This is a genomic window from Butyrivibrio sp. AE2015, from assembly GCF_000420825.1.
In the GTDB taxonomy this organism is placed as follows: Bacteria; Bacillota; Clostridia; order Lachnospirales; family Lachnospiraceae; genus Butyrivibrio.
Map to the genome: position 1 here is coordinate 70621 of NZ_ATVR01000004.1, position 21211 is coordinate 91831.

14 protein-coding genes are annotated in these 21211 nt (G+C 42.0%); 10 read left to right on the forward strand and 4 right to left on the reverse strand.

From position 1 onward, the window contains the following. Positions 1 to 157: 157 nt before the first annotated feature. The 3 genes from G585_RS0103460 to G585_RS0103470 all read left to right on the forward strand — a co-directional run bounded on the left by G585_RS0103460 (position 158) and on the right by G585_RS0103470 (position 4403). The gene (locus tag G585_RS0103460) at positions 158 to 1810 is read left to right on the forward strand and encodes an ABC transporter substrate-binding protein (protein ID WP_022772995.1); all 1653 of its coding nucleotides are present in this window, start codon (positions 158 to 160) and stop codon (positions 1808 to 1810) included. Positions 1811 to 1951: 141 nt separating this feature from the next. Next, positions 1952 to 3442 carry a glycoside hydrolase family 32 protein gene (locus G585_RS0103465; RefSeq protein ID WP_022772996.1) on the forward strand — a complete coding sequence of 497 codons (1491 nt, stop codon included), beginning with the start codon at positions 1952 to 1954 and terminating at the stop codon, positions 3440 to 3442. Then, complete coding sequence (locus G585_RS0103470; protein ID WP_022772998.1) at positions 3435 to 4403, forward strand: carbohydrate kinase family protein; 969 nt, start codon at positions 3435 to 3437, stop codon at positions 4401 to 4403. Before G585_RS0103465 ends, G585_RS0103470 begins: the two co-directional genes overlap by 8 nt. Before the next feature lie 139 nt (positions 4404 to 4542). Here G585_RS0103470 and G585_RS0103475 read toward each other — a convergent pair whose 3' ends face one another. After that, positions 4543 to 6258 (reverse strand): methyl-accepting chemotaxis protein, encoded by a 1716-nt coding sequence (locus G585_RS0103475; protein WP_022772999.1) that lies wholly within the window; start codon positions 6256 to 6258, stop codon positions 4543 to 4545. Between the two features lie 251 nt (positions 6259 to 6509). On the opposite strand from G585_RS0103475, the gene G585_RS0103480 reads away from it, so the two are divergent. Both G585_RS0103480 and G585_RS0103485 read left to right on the forward strand, forming a co-directional pair. Further along, positions 6510 to 7796 carry an adenylosuccinate synthase gene (locus G585_RS0103480; RefSeq protein ID WP_022773000.1) on the forward strand — a complete coding sequence of 429 codons (1287 nt, stop codon included), beginning with the start codon at positions 6510 to 6512 and terminating at the stop codon, positions 7794 to 7796. Between the two features lie 8 nt (positions 7797 to 7804). Further along, the gene (locus tag G585_RS0103485; RefSeq protein ID WP_022773001.1) at positions 7805 to 8689 is read left to right on the forward strand and encodes an HAD family hydrolase; all 885 of its coding nucleotides are present in this window, start codon (positions 7805 to 7807) and stop codon (positions 8687 to 8689) included. Between the two features lie 78 nt (positions 8690 to 8767). On the opposite strand, the gene G585_RS0103490 is transcribed toward G585_RS0103485, so the two are convergent. Beyond that, positions 8768 to 9667 (reverse strand): LysR family transcriptional regulator, encoded by a 900-nt coding sequence (locus G585_RS0103490; protein WP_022773003.1) that lies wholly within the window; start codon positions 9665 to 9667, stop codon positions 8768 to 8770. A gap of 190 nt (positions 9668 to 9857) precedes the next feature. On the opposite strand from G585_RS0103490, the gene G585_RS0103495 reads away from it, so the two are divergent. The 5 genes from G585_RS0103495 to carB all read left to right on the forward strand — a co-directional run bounded on the left by G585_RS0103495 (position 9858) and on the right by carB (position 19499). Further along, the gene (locus G585_RS0103495; protein WP_022773004.1) at positions 9858 to 10328 is read left to right on the forward strand and encodes a hypothetical protein; all 471 of its coding nucleotides are present in this window, start codon (positions 9858 to 9860) and stop codon (positions 10326 to 10328) included. A 39-nt stretch (positions 10329 to 10367) separates the two neighbouring features. Continuing rightward, positions 10368 to 10964: a TetR/AcrR family transcriptional regulator gene (locus G585_RS0103500; protein ID WP_022773005.1), complete on the forward strand. Its 597-nt coding sequence runs from the start codon at positions 10368 to 10370 to the stop codon at positions 10962 to 10964. Between the two features lie 77 nt (positions 10965 to 11041). Beyond that, a complete protein-coding gene (locus tag G585_RS0103505) occupies positions 11042 to 14845 on the forward strand; it encodes a phosphoribosylformylglycinamidine synthase (RefSeq protein WP_022773007.1) in 3804 nt (1267 codons plus the stop codon). 176 nt (positions 14846 to 15021) lie between these two features. Beyond that, the gene (locus G585_RS0103510) at positions 15022 to 16233 is read left to right on the forward strand and encodes a carbamoyl phosphate synthase small subunit (RefSeq protein ID WP_022773008.1); all 1212 of its coding nucleotides are present in this window, start codon (positions 15022 to 15024) and stop codon (positions 16231 to 16233) included. Further along, positions 16233 to 19499: a carbamoyl-phosphate synthase large subunit gene (gene carB, locus G585_RS0103515; RefSeq protein ID WP_022773009.1), complete on the forward strand. Its 3267-nt coding sequence runs from the start codon at positions 16233 to 16235 to the stop codon at positions 19497 to 19499. Before G585_RS0103510 ends, carB begins: the two co-directional genes overlap by 1 nt. A 101-nt stretch (positions 19500 to 19600) precedes the next feature. Here carB and G585_RS0103520 read toward each other — a convergent pair whose 3' ends face one another. Both G585_RS0103520 and G585_RS0103525 read right to left on the reverse strand, forming a co-directional pair. Further along, a complete protein-coding gene (locus G585_RS0103520; RefSeq protein ID WP_022773010.1) occupies positions 19601 to 20260 on the reverse strand; it encodes a DUF1961 family protein in 660 nt (219 codons plus the stop codon). A gap of 545 nt (positions 20261 to 20805) precedes the next feature. Further along, the gene (locus G585_RS0103525) at positions 20806 to 21210 is read right to left on the reverse strand and encodes a PaaI family thioesterase (protein WP_022773012.1); all 405 of its coding nucleotides are present in this window, start codon (positions 21208 to 21210) and stop codon (positions 20806 to 20808) included. Between the last annotated feature and the right edge of the window lies 1 nt (position 21211).

Below are 21211 nucleotides of genomic sequence, written 5' to 3' on the forward strand. Positions count from 1 at the left end.
TCGAAGCTAGTGCGAGCCATGGGTGAACACTTGACGAGGTATTTTCGAGTCTAGTGAGAATCCCAGAGAGCGAGAGCAGAACTTCCTTATGAGATCAGAACTCCCTTAAAAAGGAGTTTATAAATAATGTAATGTTAGAGGGAAAAGGAGAGGAAAAATGAAAAAGAAAGCATCAAAATTTTTAAGTGCTGCACTTGTACTTGCACTGACTGCAGGCATAGCTACAGGTTGTGGTAACGGGGCATCAGGCAGCGGATCAGCCAGTGTATCAGCAGATGATCTTAGCTTCCCACTTGAGAACAAGGTAACAATCACAGGTATGATCAGCTATCCATCAGGAACTGAGTCAGAACCTAACAACAGAACAATCTTCAAAAGACTTGAAGAAGAAACCAATGTACATGTTGACTGGACCGCTATTTCAAGCGATCAGTGGGGCGATAAGATCCAGCTTAGCATGGCAAACAAGAACACTCTTACAGATTTCGTTTTCAATGCAGGATTCAGCAACTCTGATCTTATCAGATATGCAGATCAGGGCGTGATCATTCCTGTGGAAGAGTACATCGATAACTACATGCCTAATCTTAAGGCCGTATTTGACAAGTATCCTGAATACCGCACAATGTGTGAGGATTCAGAGGGACATATCTGGGCACTTCCTTGGATCGAGCAGCTTGGTTCAAACAAGACAGCTATCCAGACAGTAGGTAACAACTTCACATACATCAACAAGAAATGGCTTGATTTCCTTGGACTTCAGACACCTACAACAGTTGATGAGTTTGAAGAAGTACTTAAGCAGTTTAAGGATCACGCAGCAGACCTTCAGAAAGAATTTGGTATCGAAGGCGATATCATTCCTATGTCATGCATCATGAACGATCAGGATCCAAGCCTTCTTATCAACGGTTTTGGCGAGGGCTACGGCGATAACGACATAGGACAGCACATTGCAGTTACTGATGACAAGAAGGTCATCTGCACAGCTACTCAGGAAGGCTTTAAGTCTGGTATGCAGTGGCTCCATAAGCTCTATGAAGAGGGCCTTATCGATCCTGAGTGCTTTACACAGGACTGGTCTACATATGTAGCAAAAGGAAAATCCCACAGATACGGCGTATGCTTCACATGGGATGTTGCCAACATCGATAACCTTGAAGACTTCGTTCCACTTGCAGCTCTTCAGGCAGATACCAAGAACGTAACACCTTTAAATGCTTCATTCACATCAGGTTTTGACCGCGGCAGATGCGTTGTAACATCAAAGTGCGCTAACCCTGCATTCGTATGTGCTTGGCTTGATCTTATGTATGATCCATTCCAGTCACCACAGAACAACTGGGGAACATATGGCGAAGACGATGAATTCGATATCTTCGAGCTTTCAACAAATGCAAATGGTGAAAAGATGCTTAAGCACGCACCTCTTGGAGATGCATCACCTGTAGAAGTTCGTGAAGCTGAGTGCGTAGGCGGACCTCTTGCAATCCTTGATGAGTACTATGGCGTATACGTAACATGTCCTGATGATGCACAGTATCGTCTTGACTGGATAAAAGAGTACTACACAGATGACATGCACTGCCAGTACGTATATCCTAACGTATTCATGACAGCAGATGACACAGAAAAGCTTACAACTATCCAGACAGATCTTATCAGCTACATCAACTCAAGCAGAAGTAACTTCGTAATGAACGGCCTTACAGATGCTGACTGGGATGAGTACATCAAGCAGGTCAATGCATATGGTCTTGATGAGTACCTTTCAATCTATCAGAAGTATTTTGATGAGTTCTACAAGTAATTAAGAATGTTTTTTGCATTATGAAAGGCGAGGGGGAGGAGAATTAATTTATCCTCCCTCTTTTATGGAAAAAAACTGTTTACCAGATCTTTCATCAGCCGGAAAAAGAAATACAGGATTTATTTAAGTGAGGAACAAAGAATGAGTGATAAATTAAACAAAGCCAGAGAATATGAAGTAAAGAAGGAAAAGATGATCCCGGAGGAGCAAAGGCCTCTTTTTCATCTTACTCCCAGATGTGGCTGGATGAATGATCCAAACGGTTTTAGTATCTATAAAGGGGAGTATCATCTCTTTTACCAGTATTATCCATATGATACAGTATGGGGACCTATGCACTGGGGACATGCAAAGAGCACTGACCTTATAACATGGCAGTACCTTCCTTGCGCAATAGCGCCTGATGAGGAGCATGATAAAGATGGATGCTTTTCAGGAAGTGCTATTGAGATGGAAGATGGCAAGCAGCTCCTTGTCTATACAGGTGTTGAAAAGAAAGAAGATGAAGAGGGTAATATCAGAGAAGTTCAGACTCAGTGCATTGCTCTTGGAGATGGAACAGATTACAAAAAGTATGAAAATAACCCTGTAATTGACAGCACCACCTTGCCTGAGGGGGCAGGAAAGTACGATTTCAGAGACCCTAAGGTTTGGAGAGAAAATGGCAAGTACTATCTTGTAGTAGGTAATAAGACAGAAGATAAAGATGGACAAATTCTAAAGTATGTGAGCGAGGATGGAATCCATTGGGAATATGACAAACTTGTCATAAAGAACAACCGCAGATTCGGTGTAATGTGGGAATGTCCTGACTATTTTGAACTTGATGGCAAACAGCTTCTTATGACAAGCCCACAGGATATGCTTCCTGAGGAACTTGAATTCCACAATGGTAATGGAACTTTGTGCGTGATTGGCCATTTGGATGAAAATGGCGATTACTGCGAAGAAAATTTCCAGGCAATAGACTACGGAATTGATTTTTATGCACCACAGACAATTCTTGCTGCTGACGGCAGAAGAATCATGATCGGCTGGATGCAGAACTGGGACACATGCGGGATCAGACGCGATGATTTCCCATGGTTTGGACAGATGAGCTTCCCAAGGGAAATCTGGCTTGATAACAACAGACTTATGCAGAGACCTGCAAGAGAAATAGAGAATTACTACGGAAAAAGAATAAGCAGACAGAATGTTCTTATATCTGACAGCGCATCGCTTTCAAGCATTGAGGGGAGATGCATAGATATGACAGTAAAGGTCAGACCAACAGCGGACGACCTTTCATATAAAAAGTTTGAGATAAGATTTGCAGATAACGGCAAAGCATTTTCAACAATTGAATACGATCCGGAAATGAACATTGTTAAGATCGACAGAAAACATTCCGGCAGCAGAAGAGCTATAGTTCATCAGAGAAGATGCAAAGTGGCTAATAATAAGGGACAGATCACACTGCGCCTTGTTCTGGACAGATACAGCATGGAGCTGTTCATAAATGACGGCGAGCAGGCTATGTCAATGGTCATTCTTACAGATGTGAAGGCTGAAGGAATCAGCTTTAAAGCTCAAGGGGAGCTATTGATGGACGTTACAATGCACGAACTTGTGAGGGGAAAAGATGAATAAAAAAATAGATGTTGTTGCTCTTGGGGAGCTTTTGATTGATTTTACAGGCAGTGGAGAGAGCGACCAGGGAAATCCTTTATTTGAGGCCAACCCTGGCGGAGCGCCATGCAATGTCCTTTCAATGCTTCAGAATCTTGGAAACAGTACTGCTTTTATAGGAAAAGTTGGAGATGACTTCTTTGGAAGACTTCTTGCTGAGAGGATAAGCAAGCAGGGCATAAGCACAAAGGGACTTACCTTTGATAAGGAAATACACACTACACTTGCCTTTGTAAATAAGCTTCCAAACGGCGACAGGGATTTTTCTTTTTACAGAAAACCCGGTGCTGATATGATGCTGAGTATTGATGATGTTCTGGCAAACAGAGCGATTATTGAGAGCGCAGATGTATTTCATTTTGGGACTCTTTCAATGACAGATGAGACTGTGCGAAAGGCAACAGAGCTTGCTGTTGATATAGCTAAAAAAGCGGGATGCCTCATTTCTTTTGACCCCAATTACAGAGCACCCCTGTGGGAGTCGGAAGAAAAGGCGTTAAAAGCCATTGAATATGGACTAAGTAACTGCGATATCCTTAAAATATCAGATAATGAAGTGGAGCTTGTTACGGGAATATCTGATATCCAGGCAGGTGCTGAGAAGATAAAAAGAGATTTTTGCATTTCTCTTGTCTTTGCAACTCTTGGGCCCAATGGCAGCATGGCCTTGTATAAAGATATGGTTGTTAAAAAGGAAGGATATCTGAATCCTGACACTATAGAAACCACAGGTGCCGGAGATACCTTCTGTGCCTGCGCAATTGACTATGTACACAAAAAAGGCATAAACAGTCTTACAAAAGAGGAACTTTTTGAGTGTCTTGATTTTGCGAATGCTGCAGCTTCAATAATCACAACGCGCAAAGGAGCGCTTTCCGTAATGCCTTCAAAAGAGGAGGTTGAAGCCTTCTTGTGTAGGTGAGCTAGGGGGACGGGGTTTGTGGGCCATTTTGGCTGGCCCAAATGGCCCACAAACCCCGTCCCTATGGTTCATTTTGGCAAAAAATAAAGCCCCTCACGCAGGATCTTGCCTACGCAAAGGGCTTATTAGCTAAAATGTATTATTCGTTAATTGTAAACTGTCCAATGAGATTATTAAGCGATTCAGACTGCTCCGAAAGCTCCTGGGAAACAGCACTTGATTCTTCAGCGGTAGCGGAGTTGTTCTGAACTACATTAGATATCATCTCAATTCCCTTATCTATCTCATCCATGCTCTGAGCCTGCTGTTCAGCAAGGTCACCTGTCTGGATGATCATTTCTGTGATCTCTTCTACGCTGTTTTGCATAGCGTCAAGAGCTTCTGTTGTTTCAGCAACTACTGAGTTACCATTGTTGATCTCATCCATAGTATCAGCAATAAGCTGGTGAGTGTTCTTGGCAGCTTCACTTGACTGATCTGCAAGTTTTCCAATTTGATCGGCTACGACTGCAAAGCCTTTTCCTGTTTCACCTGCTCTTGCAGCTTCGATAGAAGCGTTGAGGGCAAGGAGTGAAGTCTGTTTTGCAATGGCTTCGATGGAGTTCGTTACCTGCTCAATTTCAGCGGAAGCCTCTGTGATCCTTGTCATGGCGTCTGTAACAAGATGCATCTTTCTGGCACTTGCTTCAGCATTATCTCTGACTTCTGTAGCCATTTCCTTACTCTTTTCAGCCACTTCTGCAAGCTGCTTGGTCTGCTCGTTAATGGAATTAACTGAAGCTGTGAGCTCTTCAACTGCAGCAGCCTGATCTGTAGAACCTTCTGCAAGGTCGTTAGCGCCCTGTGACATGTTAACAGCGCCCTGAGAAACCTGCTGTGAAGAATTCTTAACTTCCGAAAGAGTACTTGAAAGGTTGTCGGAAATATCAGCAAAAGCTCTTCTGATTGCTTCATAGTCGCCTATATAAAGCTTTTCGTTCTGTGAACCAGATGAGAAATCACCTGATGACATTCTCTTAAGAGTTTCATCAATATCTCTAACAATATTCTCAATAACGTCTGTGGCTTCTGTGATATCATCAGCAAGTCTTCCCAGTTCATCTTCTGAATCTGTTTCAACTTTGATCTCAATTTCACCTTTGGCCATTTTGTCTGCTGCTTCGGCAATAGCATTTATCGGCTGCAGGATGCTGTCTGTAAGAGCTTTTCTTGCTTTTAATGAGTACATAATCGCATAAACAACAACTATGAGAGAGATTAAAGTCATTACAAGTACGCTGATAAGAGCGAGGATGTATGCGGAAGATGCCTGAGCTTTTGCTGAGATTCCAATTTCCTTAAAGTCTTTTACAACGACTTTGATAGCTTCGTTTACAGTTCCTACATAGTAATCATATAACTCCTGGTTTGTTGCACCATTTGAGAACATCTGAATAAGGGTATCATCGGCCTTGTCTATGTCACTTATATGCTGATAAGCAGTGGACAGATCACCTTTATATACTTTACTAAGTGTATCAAGACCATCATTCAGCTCCTGGATCTTTTCCTGAGCACCTTCAATCTGTGTCTTGATGTCATCAGCATCCTTAGCAGCAAGTGCCCACAGATAATATTTCGCCAGAGCCTGAATAGTTATTCGTACTTCACCCTGTTGAGTGTTCTGCTCGTAGTAAACCGCATATATGTTATGCAGGTTAAATAGAGCAACAACATCGATCAGAATGATAACTACGAATATTACGATAAGATTAGTCTGGAATTTATTAAAAACCTTTTTGAATTTGTCAGCTACGGGAAGCTTCTTAAATGAGCCAGACGTAAATTCATTGTTAACTGCCGCTTTCTTAGCCATGATAACCTCCTATCATTTTCCATACCTAAAAAGGCACAAACCTTATTCTGAATGTTTTATCGACAAGATATATATATTATTTTAGTGTTAAGGCGTAAAAAAATACATATTTATACGTAAATTTATAAATATTTCAGATATAAGTGCTACTTATGACAAATATAAAAAATATTGATTTTACTTATGTATGCCATAAGAGTACTATGAATATGCATTGAAAATGCTATTAAGAAAAAAGTGAGGGTTAAAAAATGGTTAAAGCAGTAGTAGGCGCAAACTGGGGAGACGAAGGAAAAGGCAAGATCACAGATACTCTTGCAGATAATGCCGATGTTGTTATTCGCTTTCAGGGAGGCGCTAACGCAGGCCACACTATAGTTAATGATTATGGCAAGTTTGCACTTCACACTATGCCATCAGGTGTTTTTCATTCACATATAATGAACATCATCGGAAACGGTGTAGCTTTTGATATAACAAAGTTCATGAAAGAACTTAATGAGATCACTTCAAAGGGTGTTCCAATGCCACAGATAATGATCTCAGACAGAGTTCAGGTAATGATGCCTTATCATGTACTTTTCGATACTCTTGAGGAAGCTCGTCTTGCAGGAAAGAGCTTTGGCTCAACAAAGTCTGGTATTGCTCCTTTCTATTCAGATAAGTTTGCCAAGATTGGCTGGCAGATCAACGAGTTTTACCAGGATGATGAGGTTATTAAGGAGAAGATCGCCAGAATAGCTGAGATAAAAGACGTGATCTTAAAAAATCTTTATCACGCAGATCCAATCGATCAGGAAGCGCTCTTTGAGCAGATTGTAAGTTGGAGAGAGCAGGTTAAACCATATATTGGAAATGTAGCTCTTTATCTTGATCAGGCAATCAAGGAAGGAAAGACAATTCTCTTAGAGGGGCAGCTTGGAACAATGAAGGATCCTGACCACGGAATCTATCCTATGGTTACATCTTCATCACCTCTTGCTGCTTATGGTGCTATTGGAGCAGGCATTCCTCCATATGAAATCAAGCAGATTGTTACAGTATCCAAAGCTTATTCTTCAGCAGTAGGTGCAGGAGCATTTGTTTCAGAGCTCTTTGGAGATGAGGCAGAAGAACTCAGAAGACGCGGTGGTGACGGCGGGGAGTACGGCGCTACTACAGGAAGACCAAGAAGAGTTGGCTGGTATGACTGCGTAGCAAGTAAATATGGCTGCAGACTTCAGGGTACAACTGATGTTGCATTCACAGTACTTGATGTGTTAGGATACCTTGATGAAATACCTGTTTGCGTAGGATATGACATTGACGGTGAAGTGACAACGGAGTTCCCTGTTACACACCTTCTTGAAAAGGCTAAGCCTGTATACGAGGTACTTCCTGGCTGGAAGTGCGATATCAGAGGAATAAAGAACTACGAAGACCTTCCTGAGAACTGCAGAAAATATATTGAGTTTATCGAGGAGCACATCGGATATCCAATCACTATGGTCAGCAACGGTCCTGCAAGAACAGATATAATATATCGTAAAAAAGGATGATATTTATTATGGAAAAAACTCCTAAGTTTAAGAGAGTTCTTGCACTTGCAGCACTTGTTCTGATTGCTGTTTTGATAGTGGCATTTTTACTTGTGGCTTTGTTTGGCGGTCCTGAGTCAAAAGATCTTTTTATGGGCCTTGCGGGAGCTGTAGTAGCGGTGCCGATTTTGACTTGGCTTTTGATATGGTCGATCGGAGCTATCACAGGTAGACATACAATTGCTTCACTTGATGCTATGAGCAGCAATAAAAAGCACGACAAATACGGGAATGTTATTCCTGACGGCGAAGTCGACACAGTAGTATTTGATATAGGTAATGTCCTTACAGATTTTGCTTGGGATAAGTTCCTTGTATTCAAAGGCTATGATGACAAAATGGTAGAGCGTATCGCCAAGGCAACTGTTTACAGTGATGACTGGGTGGAATACGACAAGGGAAACCTTACTAATGAAGAGATAATTGCAAGATTTGTGGAAAATGATCCTGAGATCAGGTCAGATATAGAGGATTCTTTCAAAAATATCGATGGAATCATCTTAAAGCGTGAAAAGACAATTCCATGGATAAGAGCCCTAAAGGCAGCAGGTTACAAGGTTTTATATCTTTCAAATTTCTCAAAACAGGCTCTTGAAGGATGTCCTGATGCTATGGCCTTCTTGGATGAAACAGACGGTGGAATCTTAAGCTACCGCGAGCATGTAGTAAAGCCTGACCCGGCAATCTACAACTTATTGGTAAGCCGTTATAACCTGACTCCATCCAAAACAGTATTTATCGACGATACACCGATTAACATCGAAGCAGCCCAAAACCTTGGCTGGAAAGGAATAATCTACCGCGATTACAATCAGGTAGTTGATGAACTTGCAACTATTGGTGTGAAGTTCTGATAAAAAGTCACAGAAGTCACAGGGACGGTTCTTTTGACTTATTGTTCACAATAAGTCAAAAGAACCATCCCTGTGACTTTAGGCTTGGGAAAAATTGTTTTTGATCAATTGAATGAGCTTGTCTGCAGCTATGGACAGGGAGCGTGATGTGTCGGTGACGACGCAGATCTGGCGTTTTGGGATCATCTTGTTAAAGCGAAGTTCGAATAGAACGCCGCTGTCCAGATACTCTTTTGCAAAGTCTCTTACGACGCAGCCAACGCCCAGGCTTCGAAGGGCAAACTGGACTATCATATCGCTGGTTGCAAGCTCAAATTCCGGATGAAGAGTAGTATTGTGCTTTTCGAGGAATGAGTGGATATAGTCCGTTGTGCTGGTTTTGCCTTCAAGGAAAATCAGGGGCATTGATTGTAGGTCTGAGAAATCAAGCATCCTGTTCTTATACGGGATAAACTTTCTTCCCGCCACAAAGGTGTCCTGAATGTCTGAGACAGGGAAAAAAGACAAATTGCTATCTTCTGTAAATGGGCTTGAAACCACGCCGAAATCAATTCGATCATCTCTTAAGTAAGAGAGCGTCTCAGGGGTCGGGCCGTTTGTTACAGTTACTTTTATACCGGGATAGAGTTCATGGAATTTTTCAAGGTAGGGCAAAAGAAAGAATCTGAGGGTCATGTCACTGGCACCAATCCTTACCTCTCCTGCATCAAGATGAAGGAGCTGTTTTAATCTTTGCTCTCCGAGGTCAATCTGCTCATAGCCTTTTTCAACATATCTATATAGAAGACTTCCTTCAGATGTGAGTTTCATTCCCTTTGAAGTCCTTTGGAACAGTGTACATCCAAGTATGGATTCCAACTGATGTATGGACTGGCTCACGGCAGGTTGCGATATTGACAGCTCTTTTGCCGCAGCGGTTATACCATTATATTTGCCCACATAGTAAAAGACTTTGTAGTATTCGAGATTACTTATCATTGCATGCTCCTTCATAAGTATTGCTTATATCACGAGATATTATATCATCTTTTATTTTCATAATAAATTCTCATAAAATATTCTGTACTTTTTATGACAGCCTTGCTATAATTTATCAAGGAATTTGGTAAAAGATTATTGAGTTTAGGCAGAGGGATGACCTTCAAAGCCTTTAAAGGAGCGCCTTTCAATGGATATTCAAAATGACGGAAGTGTCAATGAGAACAGTGTTGAGGACATCGTTTCCAGATACCGTCCGGAAGTGGATAAGTTATTACCATATGTCAGATGGCTGCAGGACAATGCTAAGTCAGAGGTTGCCCAGAGCTATTCTAATAGCGACCTTAAATCTATGCCATTTCCAGTTTACGATTCAAATTTGCTTATGTTTGTAAAAGCGGCTCAGAATACTAATCTTATTGACCGCAATTATGTCTATGTTTATTCCAGGAATCATTTAAATAGTGCTAAAGATGAGCTTATGTTTATCAGGGAAGCTCAGATAATGGATATGGATGACCTTGCAGGTATTCTTTCCAAGTACATTCTTACTGGAATGACAAAAGGAACAGTGTGGGCAGAGGGAGTCTACAACGGAGTACTGTTCCAGGTAGTCAGCAAAATGGACGAGCTTTTGAATTATTGGTCTTCCAAGGCCTGATAGCTGAACTACTTTATTAAATGTTGGTAGGAGTGGAGAATGGGAGAGAAGTCTGCCAAGAAGAAACAGTATATTCTTGACAAAGCCAGAGTGGTTTTTTCTGAAAAAGGTTTTAAGAATGTAACTATGAAAGACATTGTAGATGCCTGTGACATAAGTCGTGGGGGTCTTTATCTCTATTTTTCCAGTACCGAAGATATTTTTCTTGAAGTTCTTTCAACTGAGTCCGATGAGGACGATGACGAGGCTATTGGTGCAGCGTTATCGGGTGATGCATCTGCAGGTGATATGCTTGCTCTTTTCCTCAAGGAACAGAAAAAAGACATCCTTAGAAAAAAGAACAATCTGACTGTCGCTACATATGAGTATTTTTCCGTTAAAAAACAGTCGGCAAAAGATAATCCTTTAAAGGTTAAGTTTGATACATCTGTAAGAATTGTTGAAAAGCTCATTGAAAATGGCGTTGAAAATGGTGAATTTGTTTGTGAGAACCCTTTAGGCTGTGCTCGCAATCTTATGTACGTGGTGGAAGGTCTTAAGATTTCTTCCAAGACTATTGGTATTTCCGAAGAAGCCATTGATAGAGAATTAATGTACGTTCTTGAGGGATTAGTGTCTGATGAATTAAATAGTTAGTTTTAAATAAAGAGTGCTTTCCTTAGCACTCTTTATTTTTAAACAATAAACAATATTTTTTTGAACGAGGAGATATTATGAGCAGTGTAAGACGAATCTATGTTGAGAAAAAGCAGCCCTTTGCTGGAAAAGCAAGAGAACTCAGGCATGAGATTAAGAGTTATCTTGGAATTGAAAGCGTATCAGATGTAAGAATCTTCATCCGCTATGATGTAGAGAATATTTCTGATGAGGTTTTTGAGAAGGCCTGCAGAACTGTTTTCTCAGAGCCTCCTGTAGATATTTTATACAGAGAGAATATTGAAGTGCCAAGTGGAGCTGTAGTATTCAGCATCGAAGCACTTCCGGGACAGTTTGATCAGAGAGCTGATTCCGCAGAACAGTGCGTTCGTTTTATAAAAGGTGATGAAGAGCCTGTTATTAAAACAGCAGTTACCTATATGCTCATTGGAAATATGACTTCTGAGGAAGTTTCAAAGATCAAGGAATACACAATGAACCCTGTGGATTCAAGGATTGCAGATGAGACTAAGCCAGAGACTTTGGTAACAAATTATGACGAGCCTGAAGATGTGGCAGTTCTTGATAACTTCTGCACAATGTCAGATGAGAACTTTGAAAACCTCTACAAGTCACTTGGTCTTGCAATGACACTTAATGATTTCAAGTGGATCAGACAGTACTTTAATGATGACGAGCATAGAAATCCTACAATGACTGAGATCAGAGTTCTTGATACATACTGGTCAGACCACTGCCGTCATACAACATTCGGAACAGAGCTCAAGAACGTTGAGTTTGGTGAGGGTGACTACAGAGCACCTATCGAGAATGCTTATAACGACTACCTTGCTGCAAGAGATTCACTTTATCAGACAGAAGAAAAAAAGAAAGAGAAATTCATTTCCCTCATGGATATCGCCCTTATGGGAATGAAGAAGCTTAAAAAAGACGGAAAACTCACAGATATGGAGGAGTCAGAGGAAAACAATGCCTGCACGGTTGTAGTTCCTATCGATGTAGACTATGGCGAGGGTGTAAAGAGAGAAAACTGGCTTGTGTTCTTCAAGAACGAGACTCACAACCATCCTACAGAGATCGAACCATTCGGTGGCGCTGCAACATGTCTTGGTGGTGCTATCAGAGATCCTCTTTCAGGAAGAGGCTATGTTTACCAGGCTATGCGTGTAACAGGTGCAGCTGATCCTACAGTTCCTGTAGCTGAGACCATGAAGGGCAAGCTTTCACAGAAAAAGCTCGTAAGAGGCGCTGCTTCAGGATATTCATCATACGGTAACCAGATCGGACTTGCTACAGGTTATGTAAAAGAAATCTATCATCCGGGCTATGTAGCTAAGAGAATGGAAATTGGTGCGGTTATGGGAGCTGCTCCTCAGGAGCATGTTATCCGTGAGAGCGCTGATCCAGGAGACATCATTGTGCTTCTTGGTGGAAGAACAGGAAGAGATGGCTGCGGCGGAGCAACAGGTTCATCCAAGGCTCATGATTCAAAATCTCTTACAAGCTGCGGAGCAGAAGTTCAGAAAGGTAATGCACCTACAGAGAGAAAGCTTCAGCGACTCTTTAGACGTCCTGAAGTTAGTGAACTTATAAAGAAATGTAATGACTTTGGCGCTGGCGGAGTTTCAGTTGCTATTGGTGAGCTTGCGCCTGGTCTTGATATCAATCTTGATCTTGTACCTAAAAAGTACGCAGGTCTTGATGGAACAGAGCTTGCCATTTCAGAGTCACAGGAGAGAATGGCAGTAGTTGTAGCTCCTAAGGATGTGGACAAGTTCCTTGGATATGCGGGAGAGGAGAACCTTGAGGCAGTTAAGGTTGCCGTAGTTACTGAGGAGCCAAGACTTGTACTTAACTGGAGAGGTAAGAAGATCGTAAATCTTAAGAGAGCATTCCTTGATACCAACGGAGCTCACCAGGAGACAAACGTTAAGGTTGAGATTCCTTCAAAGGCTGACAACTATCTTGAGCAGACAGCTTCAGAGGGCGTAAAAGAAGCTCTTTCAAAGGGAGATGTAAAGAAAGCATGGCTTTCAGTATTAAATGACCTCAATGTATGTTCTCAAAAAGGTCTTGTTGAGATGTTCGACTCATCAATCGGAGCAGGTTCAGTCCTCATGCCTTATGGTGGAAAGAGACAGCTCTCTGAGACACAGACTATGATCGCAAAACTTCCTGTTTTATCAGGAAAGACAGATACAGTAACAATGATGAGCTATGGTTTTGATCCATATCTTTCAAGCTGGAGTCCATACCACGGTGCTGCCTTTGCTGTTACAGAGTCTGTATCAAGGATTGTTGCAAGCGGCGGAGATTACAAAAAGCTCCACTTCACATTCCAGGAGTACTTTAAGAGAATGACAGAAGATGCAAGCCGTTGGAGCCAGCCATTCACAGCTCTTTTGGGAGCATATGAAGCTCAGATGAAGTTTGGTCTTGCTTCTATCGGTGGAAAAGACTCTATGTCAGGCTCATTTAACGAGATAAACGTACCACCTACACTTGTTTCTTTTGCAGTAGATGTTGCACAGCTTTCAGATGTAGTAACACCTGAACTTAAGAAGGCAGGAAATAAGCTTGTTCAGTTCAAGCTTCCAAGAGACAGCTACGATCTTCCTGATTATGAAAAGATCATGGCTCTTTACGAGAAGATAAATGCTCTTATGAAGAAGAAAGCAATCGTTTCAGCATATGCTGAGGACGCATACGGAATCGCTGCTTCAGTTTCCAAGATGGCCTTTGGTAACGGTCTTGGAGTTAAGATTGATGACAGCATCAGTGCAAAAGAGCTCTTTGCAAACGATATTGCAGATATCATCGCAGAAGTTCCTGCAGAGTTTGTTTCAGATGCAGTAAATGCAGGAGCAAGAGTTATCGGTGAAGTTACAGATGATAGCACATTCACAGCTTGCGGCGTAAGCTTCTCAGAAGAAGAGGCCCTTGAGAGCTGGAAGGAAAAACTTGAGAAAGTATTCCACTCAACAGTTAACGAGGAGAAAAAAGCTGTAGACACAGGTCTTTTCAAGGCTGACGGCATATATGTATGCAAGAACAAGGTTGCAAAGCCTACAGTATTTATTCCGGTATTCCCTGGAACAAACTGCGAGTATGACAGTGCACAGGCCTTTGAAAGAGCCGGTGCAAATACAAATATTAAGATATTCAGAAACAGAGATGCTCAGGATATCAGAGAATCAGTTGAAGAGTTCAAAAAAGCTATTGAGCAGGCTCAGATCATCATGTTCCCTGGCGGATTCTCAGCCGGTGACGAACCTGACGGAAGTGCTAAGTTCTTTGCTACAGCCTTCCAGAATGAGGAGATCAAGGCAGCAGTTGAAGACCTCTTACAGAACAGAGACGGACTTGCACTTGGTATCTGTAACGGTTTCCAGGCTATGATCAAGCTCGGCCTTGTACCAAACGGCAGAATTACAGGACAGGATGAGAACGCACCTACACTGACATTTAACACAATTGGAAGACATATTTCCAAGATGGCTACAATAAAGGTTGTTTCCAACAATTCACCTTGGCTTCAGAATGCAAAGCTTGGCGGAGTATACACAAACCCTGCTTCACACGGTGAAGGAAGATTTGTTGCACCTGAAGATGTACTTGATAAGCTCTTTGCAAACGGACAGATTGCAACACAGTACTGCGACCTTGATGGAAACATCACAATGGATGACGAGTGGAACATCAACGGCTCCTACAGAGCAGTTGAAGGTATCCTTTCACCTGATGGAAGATGCCTTGGTAAGATGGCTCACTCAGAGAGACGCGGCGACGGCGTTGCGATCAACATCTACGGCGAGCAGGATATGAAGATATTCGAATCAGGAGTACAGTACTTTAAGTGATATAGCAGACCAAAGTCAACTTGTCATGTGTTTACACAAATGACAAGTTGACCTTGGGATGCGAACATACATGAGGGAAAAAGCACGAAGTGCGATTTCCGAATGTATGTAGGATTGCGAGAGTGAAGCGGAGCAATCCGTATATCACTCAAGCCACATGTACAGAGGAGTAATTCATGAAAGCATTTTTAATATTGGAAGACGGAACCGTCTTTGAAGGAAAGCATATTGGTGCTGATAAAGATGTAGTAAGCGAGATCGTTTTTAACACATCAATGGCAGGATATACAGAAGTTTTTACAGACCCATCCTACGCAGGACAGTCTGTTTGTATGACATATCCTCTTATAGGAAATTATGGCGTGTGCCTGGATGACATGGAATCAGATAAGATCTGGGTTGACGCAGTTATAGTAAGAGAGCTTTCTCATATTCCTTCCAATTTCAGATGTGATATGTCAATTCAGGAATTTCTTGAAAAGTATGATATTCCTGGAATTGAGGGTATAGATACCAGAAAGCTTGTAAGGATCCTTAGAGAAAAAGGAACTATGAACGGTTTTATTACAACCAACGAAAGTCTCAAGTATGAGGATGTAAAAGATAAGCTTCACGCCTATACAACAGGGGATGTGGTAAGCAAAGTATCCTGCAAGGAAAAGAAGTTTCTTAAGGGAGTGGCAGATATTTCTGAGAACGGACCACTTTCAGGCAGTGCTTCTTTTAACGAGGATGATTACAAGGAGAGCCTTAAAGGTGACCTTTCAAAGAGAGAAAAGAAGCCTGCTATCGTAAAAGAGCTTAACGGAAAAGGCCTTAAGATCGCGCTTCTTGACTTTGGTGCAAAAAGAAACATTGCAGCATCACTGGCCTCCAGAGGGTGCGACGTAACAATCTATCCTTCAGATACAACAGCAGAAGAAATTCTTAAGGATGCGCCGGATGGAATCATGCTTTCCAACGGCCCTGGAGATCCAAAAGAGTGCACACAGATCATTAAAGAGATCAAAAAACTCTATGATTCAGAGTTGCCTATTTTTGCCATCTGTCTTGGACATCAGCTCATGGCACTTGCAACGGGAGCTGATACCTTCAAGATGAAGTATGGACACAGAGGTGGTAACCACCCTGTAAAAGACCTGTCAAATAACAGGGTTTATATCTCATCACAGAACCATGGATATGTGGTTGATATGGATAAGCTCGATCCAAATGTGGCAAAGCCTGCATTTATAAATGTTAACGATGGAACAAACGAGGGACTTGCCTATGTTGGAAAGAATATCTTTACAGTTCAGTTCCATCCTGAAGCATGCCCTGGGCCACAGGACAGCAGCTATCTGTTTGACAGATTCATTTCAATGATAAGGGAAGGAGGCAGAGACTAATGCCAAAGAATAAAGATGTAAAAAAGGTACTGGTCATCGGCTCCGGTCCTATAGTAATTGGTCAGGCTGCAGAGTTTGACTATGCCGGAACTCAGGCCTGCCGCTCACTTAAAGAAGAGGGAATTGAGGTTGTACTTGTAAACTCAAACCCTGCTACGATCATGACTGATAAGGACATTGCTGACGAGGTTTACATTGAGCCTCTTACAGTGAAGACCCTTGAGCAGATCATAGAAAAAGAAAAGCCGGATTCAATCCTTCCAACTCTTGGTGGACAGGCCGGACTTAATCTTGGAATGGAGCTTGATGAGTCAGGATTTTTGAAATCCCATAACGTTAAGCTTCTTGGAACTACAGCTGAGACTATCAGAAAAGCTGAGGACCGCCAGGAATTCAAAGATACAATGGAAAAAATCGGTGAGCCTTGTGCGGCTTCACTTGTTGTACATAACGTAAAAGACGGTGTGGATTTTGCAAACAAGATCGGATACCCGGTAGTTCTTCGTCCTGCATTTACACTTGGCGGATCAGGCGGCGGAATAGCCTACAACCAGGTACAGTGCGAAGAAATCCTCGAGAACGGACTCAGACTTTCAAGAGCCAGTGAGGTTTTGGTTGAAAGATGTATCGCTGGTTGGAAAGAAATCGAGTACGAAGTAATGCGTGACAGTGCAGGAAACTGCATCACAGTCTGCAACATGGAAAACATCGACCCTGTTGGTGTTCACACTGGTGACTCAATAGTTGTGGCTCCATCACAGACTCTTTCTGATAAAGAATACCAGATGCTCAGAAGCGCAGCTCTTAATATCATCGATGAGCTTCAGATCACAGGTGGCTGTAACGTACAGTTCGCCCTTCATCCAACAAGCTTTGAGTACTGTGTAATTGAGGTTAACCCACGTGTAAGCCGTTCTTCTGCGCTTGCATCAAAGGCTACAGGATATCCTATAGCAAAAGTTGCAGCAAAGATCGCCCTTGGATATACCCTCGATGAGATAAAGAATGCGATCACAGGAAAGACCTATGCAAGTTTTGAGCCTACTTTGGACTACTGCGTAGTTAAGTTCCCAAGGCTTCCATTTGATAAATTCATTACAGCCAAGAGAACACTTACAACACAGATGAAGGCAACAGGCGAAGTTATGAGTATCTGCACTAACTTTGAAGGTGCAATGATGAAGGCTATCAGATCTCTGGAACAGCACGTTGACTGCCTTACAAGCTACGATTTTTCAGAGCTTGATGACGATGAGCTTTTAGAGAGACTCAAAGTAGTAGATGACCAGAGAATATGGGTAATTGCTGAGGCTCTTCGCCGCGGTATAAGTCATGATCAGATCCATGACATCACAAAGATCGATCTTTGGTTTATAGATAAGCTCCACACCCTTGTAAAGATGGAACTTAAGCTCCTTAGGATAGGTGAAAAGAATACAGAAGGTAAGCAGGGAACAGTGGAAGATGCTAAGAAGATCATTTCTTTTGACACACTTCTCGAAGCTAAGCGCCTTGAGTATCCTGACACAGTTATCAGCAGACTTACAAGATTCTCAGTTGATGTTTTAAAGCAGCTCCGTGAAGAACTTGGCATCAAGGCCACATTTAAGATTGTTGATACCTGCGCCGCTGAGTTTGAAGCTGCAACGCCTTATTACTACTCAGTTTACAACGGTCCTGACTCTGAGGATGAAGCTGCGCTGTCAGCAAATAATGGCAAGAAAAAGATTTTGGTTCTTGGTTCAGGTCCTATCAGGATCGGCCAGGGTATCGAGTTTGACTACTGCTCAGTTCATGCTACATGGGCGTTTAAGAAGGCAGGTTATGAAACAATCATCATAAATAACAACCCTGAGACAGTAAGTACTGACTTTGATATTGCTGATAAGCTTTATTTTGAGCCACTTACTCCTGAAGATGTTGAGAATATTGTTAAACTTGAAAAGCCTGACGGAGCAGTAGTTCAGTTCGGTGGACAGACTGCCATCAAGCTCACTCAGGACCTGATGAAGATGGGCGTTAAGATCTACGGAACTGATGCAAAAGACGTAGACGCTGCAGAGGATAGAGAAATCTTTGACCAGATCCTTGAAGAGACTCAGATTAAGCGTGCTCAGGGAGCAACAGTTTATACAGCAGAAGAGGCAAAAGAGGTTGCTAACCGCCTTGGATATCCTGTGCTTGTTCGCCCTTCATATGTTCTTGGTGGACAGGGCATGCAGATAGCTCTTTCTGACCAGGAGATCGAGGAGTTCATGAACATTATCAACAGATATGCTCAGGATCATCCTATCCTTGTTGATAAGTACCTTCAGGGAATTGAGACAGAAGTTGATGCTGTGTGTGACGGCGATGACATCGTTATCCCTGGAATCATGGAGCATATTGAGAGATCAGGTATCCACTCAGGAGATTCAATCTCCGTTTATCCTGCACAGTCTCTTTCTGACAAGGTAAAAGAGACAATTGCTGAATATACAAAGAGGCTTGCAAAGGCACTTCATGTAATAGGCCTTATCAATGTTCAGTTTATCGCTGTAGGTGATGAGGTTTACATCATCGAGGCTAACCCAAGATCTTCAAGAACAGTTCCTTACATCAGTAAGGTTACAGGTATTCCTATCGTTGATCTTGCAGCTAAGGTTATGATGGGACATAAGTTAAAAGACCTTGGATATACACCGGGACTTCAGCCTGAAGCAGGTTACGTTGCTATCAAGATGCCGGTATTCTCTTTTGAAAAGATCAGAGGAGCTGAGATCAGCCTTGGACCTGAAATGAAGAGTACAGGTGAGTGCCTTGGAATAAGTAAGAGCTTTAATGAAGCCCTTTACAAAGCCTTCCTTGGAGCTGGCGTAAACCTTCCTAAGTACAAGCAGATGATCATTACTGTTAAGGATTCAGATAAGGGAGAAGTTATTGAGATAGCACGTCGCTACGAAAAGCTTGGATACATTATCTACGCGACCCGCTCAACAGCTGATACTCTCAATGAGAACGGCGTTAAGGCCAGAAAGATAAACCGTATCAATCAGGAATCTCCTACAGTCATCGACCTTATCCTTGGTCATAAGATCGACCTTGTAATTGATACTCCTACACAGGGAAGAGATAAATCAAGAGACGGATTCCTTATCCGCAGAACTGCCATAGAGACAGGTGTTAATGTCATTACAGCACTTGATACAGCAAGAGCGCTTGTAACAAGCCTTGAGACAAAGGCAACTGAAGAAAATCTTGAACTTGTAGATATTGCAAAATTGTAAAAGGCAAAGAACTAAGGGGACGTGGGTGGACCTTGGGGACGGGGTTGTAGGGCCATTTTCAGAAAATGGCCCTACAACCCCGTCCCCCTAGTCTCTTTTTTTCAAATCCATGTTGCCCGAAGGTTTCTGTATTCTGCGACCATAGGAGCCAATTGTCTGAATCCAATGTGTCCGCCTGTCAACAGGTCGCCATAAGTGTGACCGTCATCAACGAATTCAAATATCTGTAAGTCGTTAACATAGAAATTGACTTTATTCTTATTCTTTATCACTTTTATTTTGTACCATTCAGATTCCACTGATGCATCAGGAATAGGATCTGCTCCCTGAGCTACCAGGTGGAAACCATAGCTTTTTCTTAGATTACAGGTGTGGAAGGCCCTTTCATCAGGCTCTTTTCTCCTGAAATAAGAAACGTGAAAAGCATTTATGTCGCCACTGTGATACTGCTTGTATTCACCGGTTCTTTTGCTTAAAGACTCATCGAATATGCTTCCGCCACTTCTGGCTTTTGCAGCAAAGAACATAATGGCCAGTCCCGGCTCTTTTAATGGGCGGAATTCCCATTCAATCTTCACATCAGAAGGAAAAGCTTCAGGACACCATAAAACGTAGTTTGCCTTCTGGCCTTCACTGGCAGACAAGGCATTCTCAAGCCTCATTGCCCCATCAGGAAAACTGATCTTGGCACTGCCTTCAAGGATGAACTTTGAAATGTCCTCCTGACATGCAAGCGGATTTTCATAAATTAACTTGCTCATTTTGTAACCCCCAACGAATGTTTAATACACTACATTGCCTATTATAGCAGATGGGTAGGCGGTTTGGACCTTTGTTTTTTATCTGAATATGATTTTCATCAGGAAAAAGAAATAGTGAAAAACACATTCTAAAAACCATTAATTTAATAATGTTTTAATAGTTTGCTAGAGCTATATGCCCAGATCAACATTTTTACACCATTATATGTTCTGTATCTTTTTGCTGATATCTTTTGGGGAGAAAACATCGAATAAAGATGTATGTCTAAAAAAAATCCGGTACTTTTGGGGGTACTTTTGGCGATGTACGGATAAGAATGCCGATAAAGTGCAATCTTATCCGTACAATCTGTCATTAGACACTTCATATTTCGCGTGACATACGGATAAGACAGCATACAACATGCAATCTTATCCGTAAAAGGAAAGATCATTGAGCAAAAAATGACCATATTGTACGGATAAAAATAAAGAATAGTGCTGAAGTTATCCGTACGATGGGATGAAAAGGAGAAAATCTACAAGTATCACTTTAAATGAGTGGTTTATTTAAATGGCACATGAGCGCCAGTGAATGAAACTACTGCGACTAGTTTGTCGAGGTCGTCTGTCACAGTGACTTCGAAGAAGCTGTTCCTTTTGCCGTCTTTTAAGAGCCTGGCTTCTGCAAAAAGCTTGTTTCCTTTGGTTGCTGACATAAAGTTTGCCTGACCTACAAGGCTGACAGTAGCATATTCTTTTTCATAGTTGGATGCAACCGCAAAAGCAAAATCAGCCAGTGTATAGATGGCGCCGCCCATTATGCCACCATAGGCATTCTTGTGTTTTGGAGTAAGCTCCATACTGCATTTGGAATAGTTTTCACCTATTTCATCTATTACTGCACCGGAAAGCTCTGTGGCATACAGATCTTTTGAAAAAACTTCTCTTGCATCTTCAAGTGTTCCCATG